This window comes from Streptomyces sp. NPDC048671 (genome assembly GCF_055587045.1).
Genome location: NZ_JBVJHB010000019.1, coordinates 1 through 18,421, shown reverse-complemented (window position 1 = coordinate 18,421; position 18,421 = coordinate 1). Strand labels below are relative to the sequence as shown.

The window sequence follows — 18,421 nt, the reverse complement described above, 5'->3', positions numbered from 1 at the left end:
TTACTCTCCTTGAAGTGTGGGTACGACCATCGGCGTGCCGGTCACGGGGTCGGGGATGATGACGCTCGGCAGGTCGAACACGTCCTTGATCAGCGCGGCGTCCACGATGTCCCCGGGGACGCCCTCCGCGACCACCCGGCCGTCCTTCATGGCGACCAGGTGGTCGGCGAACCGGCAGGCCTGGTTGATGTCGTGCAGGACGGCGACCACCGTGCGGCCCTCGTTGCGCAGCCGGGCCAGCAGGGCGAGCAACTGGTACTGGTGGGTGATGTCGAGGAACGACGTCGGCTCGTCGAGCAGCAGACAGGACGTCTGCTGGGCGAGCACCATGGCCATCCAGACCCGTTGCCGCTGTCCGCCGGACAGCTCCTGCACCGGCCGGCCGGCCAGGTCCGCGACGCCGGCGGCGGCCATCGCCACGTTGACGGCCTCCTCGTCGTCCGCGGACCACAGGGCCAGCATCGACTGGTGCGGGAACCTTCCCCGCCCCACGAGCTGGCGGACCTTGATGTCGTCGGGTGCCAGCGGGTCCTGCGGCAGGAAGCCGAGCTGTCTGGCCAGTGCCTTGGTCGCGTAGCCGCCGATGTCGCGGCCGTCGAGTTCCACCTGGCCCGAGTCCGGGCGCAGCAGCCGGACCAGTGCGCTCAACAGGGTTGATTTTCCACAGGCGTTGGGGCCCACGATGGCGGTGAACGCGCCGTCGGGGATGTCGAGGCTCAGCCGTGTGGACACGACGCGGTCTCCGTAGCGCAGGGTGATCTCCCGCGCCGTCAGGCGTGCGGTCACGCGCGCCTCACCTCCTTGGTCAGCAGCCAGATCAGATAGCAGCCGCCGATCGCGGTGCTCACCACGCCGACGGGCAGCGCGACGGGCGCCAGCAGCATCTGGGCGATCAGGTCGGCGCCCTGGAGGAGCACCGCCCCGGCGAGCGCGGCCGGGAGCAGCGGTACTCCGGCGGCGCCCGCGAGCCTGCGGCCGATCTGCGGGGCGGCCAGGGCGATGAACGCGATGGGCCCGGCCACCGCGGTCACGGTGGCGGTGCAGCCGACGCCGACCAGCACCATCAGCAGGCGGAGCCGGCCGAGCCCGACCCCGGTGGTCACCGCGATCGCGTCGCCGAGCGAGGCCTGGTGCATGGCGTGCGACCGTGCGGTCATCAGGGCCAGCAGCACGGCGATCAGCGTGAACGGGATCCCCAGGTCGGACCAGCCGACGCCGTTGAGCGAGCCCGCGCTCCAGCCGACGGCGGCGATCGCCACCTCCAGCTCGGCGCGCAGCACGATCCAGGAGTTGATCGCGGTCACCATCGCGTTGAACGCGATTCCGATGACCACCAACCGCAGCCCGGAGAAGCCGCTCCGGAACGACAGCAGGTAGATGGCCGCCGCGACGAGCAGCCCGCCGAGCACCGAGCCGGTGGCCAGTTGCGCGGACGTGCCCGACAGTACGGTCATGGCGACCAGGGCACCGGTGTAGGCGCCCGCGTCGAGGCCGATGACGTCCGGACTGCCCATCGGATTGCGGGTGAGGTTCTGGAAGATCGCCCCCGCCACACCGAGCGCGGCGCCGAAGACCAGCCCGGCCAGTACCCGCGGCAGCCGCCAGTCCCGGATCACCACGGAGTGGTCCGCCCCGGTCAGCACGGCGAACACCTTGCCCGGGGAGGACCATGACGCCCCGTAGCACAGTCCGAGCAGGCCCAGGGCGAGCATCAGGGTCACCATCACGGCGACGAGCACCACCGTGCGGCGTTCGGCCCTCAGTCCGAGCGCGTTCACAGCGACCCCGCCCCGTGGCGGCGCACGGCCCAGATCAGCATGGGGCCGCCGAGGAAGGCGGTCACGATGGCCACCGGCACCTCGCCGGTGGGCAGGAGCACCCGCGAGCAGATGTCGGCGACCAGCAGCAGGACCGGGCCCAGCACCATCGTGTAGAGAATCAGCCATGGCACCGAGCCCGCCGCCGGCCTGCGGACCAGGTGCGGAATGATCAGCCCGACGAACAGGATCGGCCCGGCCACCGCCGTCGCCGCCCCGCTGAGCACGGTGATCAGCACCAGGGCCACGGCCCGTACCCGGCCCACGCCGGCGCCCAGCGTGTGCGCCACGCTCTCGCCGAGCATCAGGGCGTTGAGCGCCCGGCTCAGCAGCAGCGCGCCGAGCAGGGACACTCCAATCGCGGTCAACGGCAGTGCCAGGGGCGCCTGTTCGCGGCCCGCCAGCGATCCGACCGACCAGAACCGGTAGCTGTCGAAGGTGTTCGGGAGCATCAGCCGCATGCCCAGCGCGACACCGCCCAGTACCGCGGTCAGAGCCACTCCGGTGAGCACCAGGCGCAGTGGTGAGCGCTGCCCGACCGCGGCGACCAGCAGCGCCGCGAGCACGGAGCCGGTGATCGCGAAGCCGAGTTCGCCGGCCTGGCCGGTGGCCAGGCCGAGCGCCGAGCCGACGGTGACGGCGAACCCGGCGCCCGCGGTGACCCCGAGGATGCCGGGCTCGGCCAACGGGTTGCGGGCCAGCGTCTGGATCAGCGCGCCGGACACCGCGAGCGCGGCGCCCACCGCGACGGCCAGCAGCGCGCGCGGCGCCCGGATGTCCCGCACGATCACGTGGTCGTCGTCGGTGCCCCGGAAGTCGAGCAGGGCCCGCACTGCTTCGCCGGGCGGAACGTGGCGGGCCCCGACGCCCATACTGAGTACGGCGACCACTGCCAGCAGCACCAGTGCGCCGACGAGCAGACCGATCTGCGGCACGGCCCGCCCGGATCTCGCCGCCCCGGACGCGCGGCCCGCGACGGTCACCGGTTCAGCAGCGGAGCGAGCGACGTGTCGATCGCATCCAGGGTCTTCACGGCCTCCCCGTAGGTCGCGGCCTCGGTGTAGCGGAACGGGAAGGCCTTCTTGGCCTTGACGGCGGGCAGGTTCTTCCAGAGCTTCGAGTCCAGGACGTACTGGACGGGCTTGGGGATGCTGCCGTCGGCGTTGACCGAATAGGTCATGACGTCGGCCTCGCGGAACGCGGCCGGGAGCTCCTCGATGGACGGGTACTCGCTGACCGACTGCGAGCCGGGGCCGGACTTCTTGACCTTGCCGTAGTACTTCGCGCCGATGTCGACGGCGATGTTGGTGCCCCACGAACCGTCGAACTCGCGCTGGAAGGTGCCCTTGGCGGCGTCACCGTACGCGCCGACGTGGCCCAGCTTGAGCTGGGGCAGCACGTCCTTGTACTTCTTGGCGAGCGCGGCGGCCTTCTCCTCGTACGTGTTCTTCGCGACGTCGAACTGCTTGAGGGCGCCCGCGGCGTCGGACTGCTTGCGGGACAGCTCGCGCCAGGCGGACGGCACGGTCGGGCCGATCGCCACGACCGGGGCGATGGACTCCAGGCGCTTGATGTCGATGTCGCCCAGCACCGGGGCGGGGACCCCGATGATGATCAGATCGGGCTCGGCCTCGGCGACGGCCTCGTAGTTGGTCTCGGCCGCCTGCTCGCCCGCCACCTTGGGGAGCTTCTTGTACGTGGCCAGGTCGTCCTTGGTCATCATCGGCTCGCCGCGCTGCCACGACGAGATCCCGACCAGCGGTGCGTCGGCCTCGATCATGGCGGGCACGGCATAGCCGGTGGCGACGACCCGCTTCGGGTCGGCCGGGATGGTGATCTTGCCGTTGTCCGCGGCGAACACCCGGGTCCTCCCCTCCTTCGAGGTGTCCGACCCGCCCTCGGAGGACGATCCGCACGCGGCCAGGAGGAGGGTCAGCGACACTGCGCCGACGAGGCCGGACGATCTGCGTATGGACATGCGATGCTCCTTGTTACTTAGGTAAGGCTTACCTTAGTTGATGATCTTCCGGCAGGACAACCAGGCCGGCCGCCGTCACGCCCGCCCCCGTCCGGCCGATCGGTCAGTGCTCGTCCTCGTCGAAGTCGGCGACGCCGCACTTCCAGTAGCCGGTGATGTCGTGGTCGGCCTTCTCCAGCCGCAGCTCGTCACGGACCCAGCGGCGCAGTGGCTTGATCTGGCCCGCCTCCCCCGCGACCCACACGTACACCCGCTCGCCATCGGGTACGGTCACCGCGGTCACGGCCCGCGCCAGCGCGTCGCCGGCTCCCGCCGGCAGCTCGCCGCGGTGCAGCCAGCGCACCTCGAAGCCCTCGGGCGCCGACAGCTCGATCTCCTGTGCGGCGTCGGCGACTTCGATGAACGCCCACCCCTTCGCACTCCTCGGGAACTCCTCCAGCCGGCGCGCGATCGCGGGGAGGGCCGTGATGTCACCGGCGAGCAGGTACCGGTCGTAGGAGTCCGGGACGATCAGCCCGCCGGGCGGCCCCGCGACATGTATGAGGTCGCCCGGCCGGGCCGCATGTGCCCAGTCCGAGGCGAGGCCGCCGTCGTGGGGGGCGATGTCGATGTCGATCTCGCCCGCGACCGGGTCGTAGCGGCGCACGGTGTACTCGCGCGAGACGAGCGCCGGGCGCGGCCAGCGCAACATCGTCCCGTTCGGCTCGGGCAGCCGCAGCGTGCCGTCGGGATCCGGGAAGATCAGTTTCACGTGCTCGTCCGGCGAGTGGGCCTCGAACCCCTCGGCACCCGGCCCGCCCAGGGTCACCCGCAGCAGGCCGGTACCGACCATGGCGGTGCGTACGACCTCGGTCACTCGGATGCCGATCGGGTATCCCACCTTCTCGGCGTGCGGGCCCGTCCGGACCTCCGCGATCCGGTCCAGGTGCCGGTGGCGGTGGTCGACCCTGCTCATGCGTCACGGCCCGTCAGCAGCGTGGTCCAGTGGGCAAGTTCGGGCTGCTCGGCGAGGTCGGGAAACTCCAGCGCGGCCGCTCCCGCGGCCCGCCAGCGCTCGACCAGGGCCATGATCCGCATGGAGTCCAGGCCGAGGTCGACCAGATTCTCCCCGGGCGCGATCTCGGCGGGGTCGCAGTCGAGCATTTCCGCGACATCGGCGCGGACCCGTTCGGGCGACATGGTCTGGTTCATCGGACGACTCCTGCGGGACGGGCGCCGACAGCGCGGTGAGCGCGTCGGCGGCGGTGGTTACGACGCGACGGGCGGCGTACACGTACACCCGGTCATGGCGTTCACGGGGGAATTCAGCGGCCCCGTCGACCTTAAGGTCAGGCAAGGCTAACCTAACCCTTGAGCGCCGGACACGGAAACGCGGCCTCGACCCCACGCGCCACCCGAACCCACCCCCTCACCCGTGACGGTCCGTCACATCGCCGCACACCCACACGCGTCGGCCCCTCGCGCCGATCGACCGCATAAGTTAGGTTACCCTTACCTAACCAACTCGTAGGAGGCGGCTCATGCATGAGCACATACCGGGCAGAAGTGGTGAGTTCGACGGCCGCACCGCCCTGGTTACCGGTGCCGCACAGGGCATCGGGGCGGCCGTCGCCGAACTGCTCGCCGGCCTCGGCGCCCGGGTGGCCGCCACCGACCGTGCACAGGACGGCGTGGACGCCCTGGCCGCGCGGTGGAATCGACGGCAGACGGAGAACCCGGAGAGCGAGCGTTCGGCGGGCCGTCTGGAGCCGTACGTCATGGACGTCACCCAACGGCCCTCGGTGCAGCGCACCGTGGCGCGCGTCGAGCGCGAACTCGGCCCCGTGGACGTGCTCGTGAACGTCGCCGGCATCCTGCGTACCGGCCCCGCCACCGAACTCTCTTCCGAGGACTGGGCGGAGACCTTCGCGGTGAACACGGACGGTGTCTTCCATGTCTCGCGGACCGTCGCACCGCTGATGGCCCAAAGGGGCAACGGCTGTGTCATCACCGTCGGTTCCAACGCCGCCGGCATCCCCCGCACCGGCATGGCCGCCTACGCGGCGTCGAAGGCGGCTGCCGCCATGTTCACCCGATGCCTGGGCCTCGAACTCGCCCGCAGCGGCGTCCGCTGCAATGTCGTCGCACCCGGGTCCACCGACACGGCGATGCAACGCGCCCTGTGGACCGACTCCGGCGCCGAACAGCGTGTCATCGACGGGGACCCGGCGACCTACCGCACCGGCATACCGCTGGGCCGGATCGCCGCCCCCGAGGACATCGCGGACGCCGTCGCGTTCCTCGCCTCCGACCGGGCCCGCCACATCACCATGCAGGAGCTGTACGTCGACGGCGGCGCGACCCCGCGCTGAACCGCGCTCAGCTCTTCCGTACACCCCCACTGACGGAACACCGAGAATGGAGTCCCTGTGCCGACGGCATCCCAGGTCGCCACGCACGTACCCGCGGCCGGTCCGGCCCACCCGGCCGTAGGCGCGGCCACCTCGCTGCTGGACGGCTACAGACCCGGCGACCGCTTCCTCGCCACTCCTGGCCGCACCCTGCTGGCACACGGCGCGGCACGCCCCGTACCGCACGACGCGCGGCCCCTGGACGAGCGGGTGACCGCCACCCTGGCCGAGGCCCGCACGGCCGGGCAGGAAACGCCCGTGGTCATCGGCGCCATCCCGTTCGACCACGAGGCACCGGCCGCCCTGAGTGTGCCGGCGGCGCTGCGCATCGCGCCACCGCTCGCCTCCGATCCGCTGATCGCGCTGCCCGTCGGCGTGTCCGGCTCCGCGGACTGGCGGATACGCCCGGTGCCCGGACCCGAGGTCTACGGAGCGGGCGTCGCCTCGGCGGTGGAGCGCATGTGGCGCGGGGAGTTCAGCAAGGTGGTGCTCGCCCGCACCCTCGAACTCACCTCCTCCGACCCGCTGGACCTGCCCGCGATGCTCCAGCGCCTGGCCCGCCGCGACCCCGTCGGCTACACCTTCGCGGTGCCGGCCGGGGCCGGCCGCACCCTCATCGGCGCCAGTCCCGAACTGCTGGTCTCCCGGCAGGGGCAGCAGGTCGTCGCCAATCCGCTCGCCGGGTCCACCCCGCGCAGCGGCGACCTCGCCGAGGACGTCCGCCGTGCCGCCACGCTGCTGGAGTCCGTGAAGGACCTGCACGAGCACGCCGTCGTCGTGGACGCCGTCCACCAGGCCCTGGCCCCGCACTGCACCGAACTGACCGTCCCCGCCCGGCCCACGCTGATCCGCACCGCCACCATGTGGCACCTGTCAACCACGGTGACCGGCACGCTCGCCTCCCCCGACATCTCGGCACTGGCCCTCGCCTGCGCCCTGCATCCGACCCCCGCCGTGTGCGGCACCCCCACCACGACGGCACGTCAGGTGATCGCGGAGACCGAGCCGTTCGACCGCGGCTTCTTCACCGGAGTGGTGGGCTGGGGCGACGCCCGGGGCGACGGCGAGTGGGTCGTCACGATCCGCTGCGCCGAGGCCGAGGAGCGCACACTGCGCCTCTACGCGGGCGCCGGCATCGTGGCGGCGTCCGAGCCCGAGGCGGAGACCGCCGAGACGGCGGCCAAGTTCCGTACCTTCCTCAGCGCCGTGGGGGCCGAGCTGTGAGCCCGGCCGACGCACCCACCTGGCCGTCCGATTTCGCCGAACGGTACCGGCGTGCGGGCTGGTGGCGCGGAGAGACGTTCGGCTCGATGCTCCGCGAGCGCGCCGAGGCGCACCCGGACCGGATCGCCGTGGTCGATCCGGTCGCGGGAACGCGGTGGAGCTACGCGGAGCTGGACCGGCGCGCCGACCGGCTCGCCGCGGGTCTCCTTGCCCGGAACATCACCAAGGGCGACCGGGTGGTGGTGCAACTGCCCAATACCGCCGAGTTCTTCGAGGTCGTCTTCGCACTGTTCCGGATCGGCGCACTGCCCGTCTTCGCGCTGCCGGCCCACCGCGAGACGGAGATCTCGTACTTCTGCGAGTTCACCGAGGCGGTCGCGTACGTCATCGCGGCGGAACACGACGGCTACGACTACCGCGCGCTGGCGGCGAAGGCCCGAGCCGGTGCGGGCACACTGCGGCACGTGTTCGTCGCGGCCGGGCACCCGGGCGAGTTCGAGGCGCTGCGCGACGTGGCGCAGGACCCGGTCGGCCACGACGCGCCGTGCCCGGACGACCTGGCCTTCCTCCAGCTCTCCGGCGGCAGCACCGGCGTACCGAAGCTGATCCCCCGCACCCACGACGACTACATCTACTCGCTGCGCGGCTCCAACGAGATCTGCGGGGTCGACGAGGAGAGCGTCTACCTCTGCGCACTGCCCGCAGCCCACAACTTCCCGCTCTCCTCCCCCGGTTCGCTCGGCACGCTCTACGCCGGCGGGCGCGTGGTGCTGTGCCCCCACCCCTCCCCCGAGGCCGCCTTCCCGCTGATCGAGCGGGAGGGGGTCACCCTCACCGGGCTCGTCCCGCCGCTGGCCCTGCTGTGGACCCGGGCGGCCACCACCACCGTGCACGACCTCAGCAGCCTGGACGTCCTGCTGGTGGGTGGCGCCAAGTTCAGCGAGGAGGCGGCGCGGCGGGTCCGGCCGGCGCTCGGCTGCACCCTGCAACAGGTCTTCGGGATGGCCGAGGGGCTGGTCAACTACACCCGGCTGGACGACCCCGTCGAGACGATCGTCACCACCCAGGGGCGGCCCATCTCGCCGGACGACGAGATCCTGGTCGTCGACGACGAGGACCGCGAGGTCGCACCGGGCGGGACGGGCCACCTGCTGACGCGGGGGCCCTACACGATCCGCGGCTACTGGCGGGCCCCGGAGCACAACGTCCGCGCATTCACCGAGGACGGCTTCTACCGCACGGGCGACGTCGTCCGCGTCACCGGGAGCGGGCATATCGTCGTCGAGGGGCGCGCCAAGGACCAGATCAACCGGGGCGGCGAGAAGATCGCCGCCGAGGAGGTGGAGAACCACATCCTCGCCCACCCGTCCGTGCACGACGCCAACGTGGTGGCCGAGCCAGACCCGTATCTGGGCGAACGCGTCTGCGCCTACGTGATCCCGCACCCGGGCGCGGGTCCGCTGAAGCCGGTGGACATCAAGCGGTTCGTACGGGAACGGGGCCTGGCCGCGTACAAGGTGCCGGACCGGGTCGAATTCGTGGAGACCTTCCCGCAGACCGGCGTCGGGAAGATCTCCAAGAAGGACCTGCGGACCGCCGCGGCCGCCTCCCCGACCGTCTGAACCCTGCCGGGCCCGCCGCCGCACCGGCCGGCTCTCCCTCAACCCTGAACGGAACTCCAGCACCATGGCCCTGCCCGCCATTGCCCCGTACCCCATGCCGACCGCCGGCGAACTGCCCGCCAACCGGGTCGAGTGGACCGTCGACCCCGCGCGTGCGGTACTCCTCGTCCACGATCTGCAGAACTACTTCCTCTCGGCCTACGACCGCCGTTCCGCACCGATTCCCGAACTGCTGTCGCATGTGGCCGAGTTGAAGAAGGAAGCGGCACGCATGGGCGTGCCGGTGCTCTATACCGCGCAGCCCGGCGGCCAGAGTCCCGGTGAGCGCGGCCTGCAGCAGGACTTCTGGGGTCCGGGCCTGCCGGACGACCCGCACGCCGCCGCCATCGCGGACGAGGTCGCGCCCGACGGGGCCGACACGGTGCTCACCAAGTGGAAGTACAGCGGCTTCGTGCGCACCGATCTCCTGGAGCGGCTGCGCGAACAGGGCCGGGACCAGATCGTCATCACCGGTGTCTACGCCCACATCGGCGTCCTCATGACCGCGTGCGACGCCTGGATGCAGGACATCCAGGCGTTCGTGGTGGCCGACGCGGTGGCCGACTTCTCCGCCGAGGACCATGCGATGGCACTGCGCTGGGCGGCCGGCAAGTGCGCCGTCGTCACCAGCACCCGAGCCGTCTTCGATGGGAGCTGACCGGGCGGCTCCGGGGCCTCTCGTGCGGATCAGGCCGGAGCGCCGACCACCAGCACGAGCTTCCCGCGCACCTGACCGTCCTCGCCGGCCCGGTGCGCCGCCGCGACCTCGGTGAGCGGGAAGGTCCGCGCGACCGGGAGCGAGAAGCGCCCGGACTCGATCAACTCCCCGATCCCGCCGAGCGCGTGGACCGCACGGCCGGCGTCCCCGCTGCTGAACCGCACCCCGTGCTCCCGCGCGCCGGCGAAGTCCGCGATCGTCACGACCTGTCCGGGGCCGCCGGCGAGCTCGATGAGCTCGGGCAGGACGCCGCGCCCGGCGACGTCGAGCGCGAGGCCGACGCCGCCGGGCGCGAGGGCGCGAACCCGCTCGACGAGCCCCTCGCCGTACGCGACGGGCTCGGCCCCCAGCGAGCGGAGGTACGCGTGGTTCGCCGGACCGGCGGTGCCGATCACGCGCGCACCGCGCACCACGGCGAGCTGCACCGCAGCGCTGCCGACGCTTCCGGAGGCGCCGCTGATGAGCAGCGTGCCGCTGCTCCCGACGCCGAGCTGGTCGAGCGCGCGCGTGGCCGTCTCGACGGCGGCCGGCAGCGCGGCAGCGCCGGGGAAGCCGAGCGACGGCGGGACCGGCGCGTAGGTGGACAGCACCGCCAGCTCGGCCTGGGCCATTCCCTCGGCCGAGAAGCCGAACACGCGATCGCCGACGGCCACGTCCGCGACGCCCTCGCCGAGCTCGTCGACGTGGCCCGCCGCCTCGTAGCCCATGGTCTGCGGGAGTTCCGGGTCCATCAGGCCCTGGCGCTTCTTCCAGTCGCTCGGGTTGACGCCGGCCGCGCGCACCGCGATCCGGACCTGGCCGGGACCCGGATGCGGATCGGGGAGATCGACGAGCTCAAGGACCTCCGGGCCTCCGAACCGGCTGAAACGGACTGCCTTCATCATGCTCCGATCTCGGCTCAGCGGGTGTCGCGGCTTCCTCGGCCGGACCCCCGCGGCCGGGACTGCTCCTGCCGGAGTCCGCCCGTCTCCGCGAGGGCAACCGTCAACGTACCCGATCACGCCCCGCGGTCAGTGAACCGTCAGAACCGCGCCGGGGCCGGCCGGCGCCAGGGCGGCACGGAAGTGGTAAATGAAAATGATTATCGATACCGTATGCGGTGTGCAGCGTCCGGCATTCCCTTCCGAGGGTGCTCCGGGCTGCCGCCATGCCGTCTGAACCAAGCGCGTGAAAAGGGGAGTTGTGGGTCATCTGCTGATGGTCGAGAGCTGGGTCGGGTCAATGAGCAGGCTGCTGCCGCGGGCGATCCGGCAGGGCGGGCACGAGTTCACATTCCTCACCAGGGACCTGCGCCACTACCTCCGCTCGGCACCCGAGGGTGCGGCGCACCCGCTGCTCGGCGCCCGCCATGTCATCACCGCCGACACGAACGACGCGGACGCCCTGCTCCCGCTGATCGAGCGGCTGCACGAGGTGCTGCGCTTCGACGGTGTACTCACGTCCTGCGACTACTACCTGCCGACGGCGGCCCGGATCGCCGGGCGTCTGGGCCTGCCGGGCCCGGCCCCGGACGCGGTCGCGAACGCCTGCCGCAAGGACGCCACCCGCCGGGTCCTCGCCGCCGCCGGAGTTCCCGGGCCGCGCTTCGCCGTGCACGAGGAGGGGGCCGCCCTCGCGCGGGCCGCGCGGGAGATCGGCTACCCGCTGGTGGTCAAGCCCGTCGACCTGTGCGCGGGGATGTACGTGCGACGCGTGGACGACGAGGCCCAACTGGCTTCCGCCGTAGAGGCGTTGACCTCGTTCCCGGTCAACGCCCGCGGGCAGCGGCGGGATCCCGCCGTCCTGCTGGAGGAGCTGCTGGACGGCCCCGAGGTGAGCGTCGAGACGGTGTCGCACCGAGGCGCGGTCCAGGTGGTGGGGGTGACCGACAAGAGCATCGGCGGGTCGCCCGCGTTCATCGAGACCGGGCACATGTTCCCGGCCGCCCTGCCGGCCGCGGACACCGAGGCCGCCGAGCAGACCGCCCTCGCCGCGCTCAAGGCCCTCGGCCTCACCGACGGCGTCGTGGCGCACACCGAGGTCAAGCTGACCTCCGCCGGTCCGCGCGTGGTCGAGGTGAACCCCCGGCCCGCCGGGAACCGCATCACCGAGCTGGTCCGCCACGTGACCGGCATCGACCTGGCCGCGTGCTTCGTGGAGGTGTCCCTCGGCCGTGAGCCCGATGTACGGGGCTGCCGCACCGGGCTGCGCAGCGCGGCCATCGGCTTCCTCGTGCCGGAGACCTCGGGCACGCTCTCGTCGCTGGACGGTGACGGACTCCGGGACGCGCCGGGTGTCCTGGAGGTGCGGCTCGCCGAGCCGGGCGCACAGGTGAGGGCGGCGGGCAGCAACAACGAGTACCTCGGGCACATCATGACGGGCGACGCCGAGGGACCGGGCGCTCGCGGCCGTGCCGAGGCACTGCTCGATGAGCTGCGCTCCGCGATGGTGATCCGATGACCGCCGCGACCCGCACGGCGGCGTCCGCGACATACGCGTCGTACGAGGAGCTCGTGGCGCACGCCCGCGCAGGCGGGCTGGGGCCGGATCCGGCCTCGGAACGCATCTCCGTCGCCTTCACCACGCGGCAGGCCGTACGGCACGCCGGCCGGGGCACCGGATACCGCAATGAGGTGCTCAGCCTCCGGCTGGCCGGGGCCGTCGGATCGTGCGCGGTCGAGCCCGGGGCACTGCCCGACGGCGCGGTCGAGGACTGCGTGGGCACCGACGTGGCCCGGCTGCTGGAGCATCCCCTGCTCCCGGTGCGCGTGGCCGCGCTGGACGCCTATCTGATGCACCTCACCCCGCACACTCCGGAGAACGGGGCGCGGCCCGTACCGCTGCCCGCCGGGACGTCGCTGGAGAAGTCCCGGCGCCGGGCGAACGCCGTCGTCGAGCTGCTCGATCTGCCGCCGGGGGCGACCGTGCTGGTGGTCGGGGTCGTCAACTCGCTTCTGGAGGGGCTGCGTTCGCGCGGACTGCGCTACGTGCCCTGCGACCTCAAGGGCGGACTGACCGAGTGGGGCGATGCCGTCGTCACCGACGCGCTCGCCGCGGCCGGCCGCTGTGACGCCCTGCTCGTGTCCGGGATGACGCTGGGCAACGGGGCTTTCGAGCCGCTGCGGCAGCACGCTTCTTCGCACGGCGTGCAGTTGGTGATGTTCGCCCAGACCGGCAGCGCCGTCCTGCCCCGGTTCCTGGGCCACGGGGTGAGCGCGGTGTGCGCCGAGCCGTACCCCTTCTTCTGGCTCGACGGCGGTCCCGGCACCGTGCACCGCTACGGTCCGTATCCGCGAGACGGCCGATGACCACGACAGCGGTACGCCGCACGGCCAGCCCGGAGCTGCTCACCCTGCTCGGCCGCACCCCTCTGGTCCGTGTCACCACCGACCTGCCCGGCCCGCACCCCGGTTTCTGGGCCAAGCTCGAAGGCCTCGCGGCGGGCGGCATGAAGGCGCGGGCCGCCGTGTCGATGCTGTTGGGCGCCCACGAACGCGGCGAACTGATGCCCGGCGCACCGGTGGTGGAGTCCACCTCCGGGACGCTCGGCATCGGACTCGCCTTCGCGGGACAGGCCCTCGGCCACCCCGTCGTGCTGGTCGGCGACGCCGAACTGGAGCCTTCTATACGGCAGTTGCTGCTCGCTCATGGCGTGCGGCTGGAGATCGTGGACCGCCCGGTGGCCCGGGGCGGCTGGCAGGCCGCGCGGCTGGACCGGGTACGGGAGCTGCTCGCCGTCCTGCCCGGAGCGTACTGGCCGGACCAGTACAACAACCCCGACAACAAGGCCGGTTACGCCGCGCTGGCCGCCGAACTCATCGCCCGTCTCGACCACCTGGACGTCCTGGTGTGCAGCGTCGGCACCGGCGGCCACAGCGCCGGCATCATCGGTCCGCTGCGCCGGCGCTGGCCCGCGCTGCGGCTGATCGGGGTCGACGCGACCGGTTCGACCATCTTCGGCCAGCCCGCCCGGCCGAGGCTGATGCGCGGACTGGGCAGCAGCGTCCACCCGCGCAACGTCGCCTACGACGCCTTCGACGAGGTCCACTGGGTCGGCCCGGCCGAGGCCGTGGACAGCTGCCGCCGGCTGGCCCGCGGCAGCTTCGTCAGCGGCGGCTGGAGCACCGGGGCCGCCGCCCGCGTCGCCGCGTGGGCCGCCCGCGTCCACCCCGGCGCGGTCGTCGCCACCGTCTTCCCGGACGGCCCGCACCGCTACCTCGGCACGGTCTACGACGACGATTTCACCACGGCCCACGGCCTCGACCCCGCCACGGCGGCCACCCGCCCCGTCCGGATCCCGCACGCCCGAGCGGCCGAGGCGAGGGGCTGGGTGCGCTGCACCCGCGTCCGCGACCCGCTGAAGGCCGCACCCCACCCGGAAAGGAACCCGTGAAGACCGGCCTGCGCACCGTGCGGCTCGAACTCGCCGAGCCGCTGCGCATCTCCCGCTCCACCATGTCCGCCCGTGACGCCCTGTGGCTGGCCGTCGAACACGACGGCGCCGTCGGCCACGGCGAGGCTGTCACCAGCGTCTTCTACCGGCTCGACACCAAGACGCTGGAACGGCTCCTCACCGCCGTCGGCAGAGACCTGGTCCGCTTCACCGATCCCGAGAGCGCCCTGGAGGCGCTGTGGGCGGGTGAGCTGGCCGGCCCCGGCACTCCCCCGGCCGTGACCGCCGCCGCCGAGGCCGCGCTGCTCGATCTCGTCGGCAAACGGGCGGGCAGCCCCGTCCACCGTCTGCTCGGCGCCGGGGGTCCTCCGATCGCGGCCACCGCCCGCACCATCGGCATCACCTCTCTCACGGACGCGGCGGCTCAGGCCCGTCGTCTCGCGGCGAGCGGCTTCGAGGTCATCAAGGTCAAGGCGGGCAGCACCGACCCCGAGGACGATGTGGAACGGGTCCGCGTCATCCGCGACATCGCTCCCCGGGCCCGCATCCTGCTGGACCCCAACGGCGCCTGGACGCGGGCGCGGGCCGAGGCCCTGCTGCCCCGGTACGCCGACCTCGGCGTCGAGGCCGTGGAACAACCCCTCGCCCCCGGCGACCCCGAGGCCCTGGGCGCGCTGGCGGAGCGCTCGCCGCTGCCGGTCATCGCGGACGAGGACGCCGTCGGCCTGGAGGACGTACGCCGTCTGGCCGGACGCGTCCAGGGCGTCAACGTCAAGCTCGCCAAGTGCGGCGGGGTGCGTGCCGCTCTGCGCATCGCGGAGGCGATCGACGGCAGTGGCACGGAGCTGATGCTGGGCTGCCTCACCGCCAGCAGCCTCGGCCTCGCACCGGCCGTGCACCTGGCCGGCCGGGCCCGCTGGACCGACCTCGACGGACATCTGCTGCTCGCCCGCGACCCGTGGACCGGCATCGGCGGCGAGAACGGCGTCGTACACGCAAGTGGCCTGCCAGGTCTGGGCGTTCAGGAGGTGGGGGCGTATGAGGACGTGGCGTGAGATGCGCGGCTTCCCGCTCGCGGTCCAGCTCCTGCTGGTCAACCAGCTCGGCGTCAACACCGGGTTCTACCTCCTCATCCCCTACCCCGCCACGCATCTCAGCGAGAACCTGGGCCTGTCGGCGGCCCTCGTCGGCATCGTCCTCGGCGTGCGCAACCTCAGCCAGCACGGGCTGTTCATCATCGGCTGCTCCGCCTCCGACCGGCTCGGCGCACGCGGTGTCATCATCGCCGGCTGCGCCCTGCGCACCGCCGGGTTCGGGCTGTTCGCACTCGGCGGCAACCTGACCGTGCTGCTCGCCGCGTCCGTCGTCAGCGGGCTCGCCGGGGCGCTGTTCAACCCCGCCGTGCGCACCTACATCTCCCAGGAGTCGGCCGAGGCAGGGCCGAGGCGTTCGCCCTGTTGCCAAGGAAGGCGGGCAGCGGGCGGCGGGCGGCTGACGGGTGCCGTCGTGGTCAGCCCGACTTCGGCGGCTTCTGCGCGTCGAAGGCGAAGAGGGTGTTCTTGTCCGCGGCCACGATCACCGCACGCCCCGCGACGGTCACGCGCGGGCCGGCACCCTGCTCGCCCGTCAGCCCATCGGCCTGCGGGTCCGTTGTCCACAGGGGTCTGCCGTCGTGCGGCGACAGCGCGACCACCCGGCCGGTGGCCGAGCTGAAGTACAGCGCGCCGGCTCCCGCAACGGGGCCCGACGCACCCTCCACGCCCATCTGCCGCGACCACTTCTTCCGGCCGGTCGCGGGGTCGAGCGCCGTGACGAGACCGGTCTGGCTGCTCACGTAGACGGTGCCGTCCGCCATGCCGGGCGTCCCCGAGTACGTCTTGGCCAGCCGGGAGTATGTGACCTTCCGCGAGGCCGGGTCGACCCGAGCCACCCCGTCGTAGCCGGTCAACGCCGTGCCCTCCTTGTGCTCCTGAAGGAGTACGAGCCTGCCGTCGGCGACGCCTGTCGGCACGGCGGGGCCGTCGACCGCGATGGGCCTGCCCAGTGTCCCCGAGGCGCGGTCGACCGTGTACAGCGTGGGGTGGCGCACCTCTGAGGCGTCCACCTCCGCATGCGTCGCGCACATCGCGAGGAGCTGTGGGCCCACCGGAACGGGAGCGCACTGCGTGCCCGCGGGGAACGAAGCCGTCCAGACGACGTCACCGCTGTGCGCGTCCCGGGCCTCGAAGCGGGAGTTGGAGGCGTCGACCGTCACGACGGCGGAACCGACCACGAGGGCGTCCCGAGTGCGACCCGTGACGGCCGTCGACTGGGCGCCGGACGGCACGGACCACAGCTCACGGCCGCTGTTCGCGTCGATGGCCACCACCTCACTGGGAGGGTCCTGCGGGGCGTCCTCGGCGGCGAAGCGGTAACCGAGCACCGTGTCGTCGGTGGCCCCCACCAGGTGCATGCCCTGGACGGGGACGCCCGGACTCTTCGCCGTCCACACCCGCGATCCGTCCCCCGCCCTGATACGGGTCGCGACAACACCTCCGCCCCCGCAGAACAGCGCGTCGCCGCGCGCGACGCAACGCAGCTCGTCGGGGATGTCCGCGCGACCACCCGGCACGGTCGTGCGCCACGGCTCGAAGCCGTCCGGAAGTGCGGCGCCCGGCGCCGCGACGCTGCTGCCCTTGTCGCCGTCGCTGTCGCCGCCGACGCCGCCCGCCTGCAGCGCGGCGACTCCCCCGCCGATCGCCGCCACCGCGACCGCGGCCGCGAGCACGGGACGCCATCGGCGACTCAGACGGCGGCCGATGGCGGTGCTCCCCGTGCCGGGACCGTCCGGGGCGGTGGTCGGGGCGTTCGGCGCCCGGGTGCCACGCGTCGAGAGGTGATGCTGGGTGATCATGTCGCGGGTGCGGCCCGCGCCGGCCCCGTTCGCCTCGGTGCCGCCGAGGTCGGCCGGCAGGTCCCGCAGCAGGACGAGGAGTTCGTCCGCCGAGGGGCGCCGCTCGGGCTCCTTGTCCAGGCACGACTCGACGACAGCCCGCAAGGCCACCGGCACGGCGCCCAGCGACGGCTCCTCGTGCACCACCTGGTACGCCGTCATGTACGGGCTGTCCGCGTCGAAGGGCCCGTGGCCCGTCGCCGAGTACACCAGAAGCGTCCCCAGCGAGAAGACATCGGACCGCGGCCCCACACCACGCGGCGCCTGCAACTGCTCCGGCGACATGAAGGGCGGCGTACCGATGACCCGCCCCGTCATCGTCAGCGTCTGCTGGTCCACGGCGCGCGAAATACCGAAGTCGATGACGCGCGGGCCCTCGGGCGAGAGCACGACGTTCGAGGGCTTCAGGTCACGGTGGACGACCCCCACCCGGTGGATGTCGCGCAGCGCCTCGGCCAGCCCGATCGCGAGCCTCCGCAGCTCCGCCCCGTTCAGCGGGCCCTTCATGGTGATGCGCTGGGCGAGCGTGTGGCCCTCGATATAGGTCGTCGCCATCCACGGCTGGTCGGCCTCGGGGGCGGCGTCGACCACGGCAGCGGTGAACGCGCCGCTCACCCGCCTCGCGGCCGCCACCTCCTGCCGGAAGCGGATGCGGAACTCGTCGTCCCCCGCGTACTGCTGGTGGATCAGTTTGATCGCGACAGGCCGCCCCGAACTCGTACGGGCCAGAAAGACCGTGCCCATGCCACCCGAGCCGAGCCGAGCCTCAAGCGGATAACCGCCGATCTCGACCGGATCACCTCCGCGCAGCGACACCGACACCCTTCCCGACCTCCCGTCCCCCGTGCACCTGTGCCGCCACGGGCCTGCGTACCTGTCCTGCACACAAACTAGCCGCAGGGCGGTACGGCAGAGCAAAGCGGGTGACGAACAGGGAGCCCGGGGCCGCTCTCGTGCAGTACGTGGTGCAGCCCCGCCGGAGGACCGCGGCGGGGCTGCACCGCGCCGTGAAACCCCGCACGGTGGGGCCCGTCGACATACACAGACCCCCGCCGGCACGGGCCGGCGGGGTTTGGCGCGGCCGGCTTCGGCGGTCAGGAGTGTGCGGACTGCCGCGCTCGGCTCCCTCATCCACGACCGGCCTCCCGGCCCACGGGCTTGCGGAGCGCGAGGCAACGCGAGGACGCGGTTGCGTTCGGCGTCGGCGGACGGCCCAGCCCATCGGAAACTGCTAAGAAGTCATCTCATTTGGGTGACTCGGTATTCTGTGCATCATGGTGGGGATCATTGAGCAGCTGGTGCCGGACGAGTTGTGGGAGTTGTTCCAGC

General features: G+C 72.5%; 16 protein-coding genes and 1 pseudogene. 9 read left to right on the top strand and 8 right to left on the bottom strand.

Features of this window, described 5'->3' with window-relative positions:
* The 6 genes from ACZ6S6_RS32065 to ACZ6S6_RS32040 all read right to left on the bottom strand — a co-directional run bounded on the left by ACZ6S6_RS32065 (window position 1) and on the right by ACZ6S6_RS32040 (window position 4,986).
* A complete protein-coding gene (locus ACZ6S6_RS32065; protein WP_362956836.1) occupies window positions 1-786 on the bottom strand; it encodes an ABC transporter ATP-binding protein in 786 nt (261 codons plus the stop codon).
* Complete coding sequence (locus tag ACZ6S6_RS32060) at window positions 783-1,724, bottom strand: FecCD family ABC transporter permease (protein WP_469708449.1); 942 nt, start codon at window positions 1,722-1,724, stop codon at window positions 783-785. The genes ACZ6S6_RS32065 and ACZ6S6_RS32060 overlap by 4 nt, the downstream gene beginning before the upstream one ends.
* Window positions 1,725-1,774: 50 nt before the next feature.
* On the bottom strand, window positions 1,775-2,800 hold the full coding sequence (locus ACZ6S6_RS32055; protein ID WP_469708347.1) for a FecCD family ABC transporter permease: 1,026 nt from the start codon (window positions 2,798-2,800) through the stop codon (window positions 1,775-1,777).
* A complete protein-coding gene (locus ACZ6S6_RS32050; RefSeq protein ID WP_362956830.1) occupies window positions 2,797-3,795 on the bottom strand; it encodes an ABC transporter substrate-binding protein in 999 nt (332 codons plus the stop codon). The genes ACZ6S6_RS32055 and ACZ6S6_RS32050 overlap by 4 nt, the downstream gene beginning before the upstream one ends.
* A 103-nt stretch (window positions 3,796-3,898) precedes the next feature.
* Window positions 3,899-4,750, bottom strand: coding sequence for a siderophore-interacting protein (locus ACZ6S6_RS32045; protein ID WP_469708345.1), 852 nt, complete (start codon window positions 4,748-4,750; stop codon window positions 3,899-3,901).
* Window positions 4,747-4,986, bottom strand: coding sequence for a phosphopantetheine-binding protein (locus ACZ6S6_RS32040; RefSeq protein ID WP_362956824.1), 240 nt, complete (start codon window positions 4,984-4,986; stop codon window positions 4,747-4,749). The genes ACZ6S6_RS32045 and ACZ6S6_RS32040 overlap by 4 nt, the downstream gene beginning before the upstream one ends.
* Window positions 4,987-5,315: 329 nt before the next feature.
* Between ACZ6S6_RS32040 and ACZ6S6_RS32035 the strand changes: the two genes are divergently transcribed.
* The 4 genes from ACZ6S6_RS32035 to ACZ6S6_RS32020 all read left to right on the top strand — a co-directional run bounded on the left by ACZ6S6_RS32035 (window position 5,316) and on the right by ACZ6S6_RS32020 (window position 9,728).
* Window positions 5,316-6,146: a 2,3-dihydro-2,3-dihydroxybenzoate dehydrogenase gene (locus tag ACZ6S6_RS32035; RefSeq protein ID WP_362956821.1), complete on the top strand. Its 831-nt coding sequence runs from the start codon at window positions 5,316-5,318 to the stop codon at window positions 6,144-6,146.
* A 57-nt stretch (window positions 6,147-6,203) separates the two neighbouring features.
* Window positions 6,204-7,409 carry an isochorismate synthase DhbC gene (gene dhbC / locus ACZ6S6_RS32030; RefSeq protein ID WP_362956819.1) on the top strand — a complete coding sequence of 402 codons (1,206 nt, stop codon included), beginning with the start codon at window positions 6,204-6,206 and terminating at the stop codon, window positions 7,407-7,409.
* Entirely contained in the window at window positions 7,406-9,031 is a 1,626-nt protein-coding gene (locus ACZ6S6_RS32025) for a (2,3-dihydroxybenzoyl)adenylate synthase (RefSeq protein ID WP_469708342.1), read from the top strand. Before dhbC ends, ACZ6S6_RS32025 begins: the two co-directional genes overlap by 4 nt.
* A 64-nt stretch (window positions 9,032-9,095) precedes the next feature.
* Complete coding sequence (locus ACZ6S6_RS32020; protein WP_469708340.1) at window positions 9,096-9,728, top strand: isochorismatase family protein; 633 nt, start codon at window positions 9,096-9,098, stop codon at window positions 9,726-9,728.
* A 29-nt stretch (window positions 9,729-9,757) separates the two neighbouring features.
* Here the strand turns inward: ACZ6S6_RS32020 and ACZ6S6_RS32015 are convergent, their stop codons facing one another.
* Window positions 9,758-10,669 carry an NADP-dependent oxidoreductase gene (locus tag ACZ6S6_RS32015; RefSeq protein ID WP_469708447.1) on the bottom strand — a complete coding sequence of 304 codons (912 nt, stop codon included), beginning with the start codon at window positions 10,667-10,669 and terminating at the stop codon, window positions 9,758-9,760.
* A gap of 301 nt (window positions 10,670-10,970) precedes the next feature.
* On the opposite strand from ACZ6S6_RS32015, the gene ACZ6S6_RS32010 reads away from it, so the two are divergent.
* The 5 genes and pseudogenes from ACZ6S6_RS32010 to ACZ6S6_RS31990 all read left to right on the top strand — a co-directional run.
* A complete protein-coding gene (locus tag ACZ6S6_RS32010; protein WP_469708338.1) occupies window positions 10,971-12,227 on the top strand; it encodes an ATP-grasp domain-containing protein in 1,257 nt (418 codons plus the stop codon).
* Window positions 12,224-13,075 carry a Rossmann-like domain-containing protein gene (locus tag ACZ6S6_RS32005; protein ID WP_469708336.1) on the top strand — a complete coding sequence of 284 codons (852 nt, stop codon included), beginning with the start codon at window positions 12,224-12,226 and terminating at the stop codon, window positions 13,073-13,075. Before ACZ6S6_RS32010 ends, ACZ6S6_RS32005 begins: the two co-directional genes overlap by 4 nt.
* A complete protein-coding gene (locus ACZ6S6_RS32000; protein WP_362956805.1) occupies window positions 13,072-14,160 on the top strand; it encodes a PLP-dependent cysteine synthase family protein in 1,089 nt (362 codons plus the stop codon). Before ACZ6S6_RS32005 ends, ACZ6S6_RS32000 begins: the two co-directional genes overlap by 4 nt.
* Window positions 14,157-15,215: an enolase C-terminal domain-like protein gene (locus tag ACZ6S6_RS31995; RefSeq protein WP_469708333.1), complete on the top strand. Its 1,059-nt coding sequence runs from the start codon at window positions 14,157-14,159 to the stop codon at window positions 15,213-15,215. The genes ACZ6S6_RS32000 and ACZ6S6_RS31995 overlap by 4 nt, the downstream gene beginning before the upstream one ends.
* Window positions 15,199-15,641: pseudogene (locus tag ACZ6S6_RS31990) on the top strand (MFS transporter); the annotation flags it as partial. The gene ACZ6S6_RS31995 and the pseudogene ACZ6S6_RS31990, both read left to right, overlap by 17 nt.
* 29 nt (window positions 15,642-15,670) lie before the next feature.
* Here the strand turns inward: ACZ6S6_RS31990 and ACZ6S6_RS31985 are convergent.
* On the bottom strand, window positions 15,671-17,908 hold the full coding sequence (locus tag ACZ6S6_RS31985) for a serine/threonine-protein kinase (protein ID WP_469708331.1): 2,238 nt from the start codon (window positions 17,906-17,908) through the stop codon (window positions 15,671-15,673).
* Window positions 17,909-18,421: the final 513 nt, after the last annotated feature.

Coding starts and splice junctions, on each gene's coding strand:
- ACZ6S6_RS32060 (WP_469708449.1), bottom strand. CDS start 1,724: ATGGTGACCCTGATGCTCGCCCTGGGCCTGCTCGGACTGTGCTACGGG.
- ACZ6S6_RS32000 (WP_362956805.1), top strand. CDS start 13,072: ATGACCACGACAGCGGTACGCCGCACGGCCAGCCCGGAGCTGCTCACC.
- ACZ6S6_RS32050 (WP_362956830.1), bottom strand. CDS start 3,795: ATGTCCATACGCAGATCGTCCGGCCTCGTCGGCGCAGTGTCGCTGACC.
- ACZ6S6_RS32015 (WP_469708447.1), bottom strand. CDS start 10,669: ATGAAGGCAGTCCGTTTCAGCCGGTTCGGAGGCCCGGAGGTCCTTGAG.
- ACZ6S6_RS32020 (WP_469708340.1), top strand. CDS start 9,096: ATGGCCCTGCCCGCCATTGCCCCGTACCCCATGCCGACCGCCGGCGAA.
- ACZ6S6_RS32040 (WP_362956824.1), bottom strand. CDS start 4,986: ATGAACCAGACCATGTCGCCCGAACGGGTCCGCGCCGATGTCGCGGAA.
- ACZ6S6_RS32005 (WP_469708336.1), top strand. CDS start 12,224: ATGACCGCCGCGACCCGCACGGCGGCGTCCGCGACATACGCGTCGTAC.
- ACZ6S6_RS32045 (WP_469708345.1), bottom strand. CDS start 4,750: ATGAGCAGGGTCGACCACCGCCACCGGCACCTGGACCGGATCGCGGAG.
- ACZ6S6_RS32035 (WP_362956821.1), top strand. CDS start 5,316: ATGCATGAGCACATACCGGGCAGAAGTGGTGAGTTCGACGGCCGCACC.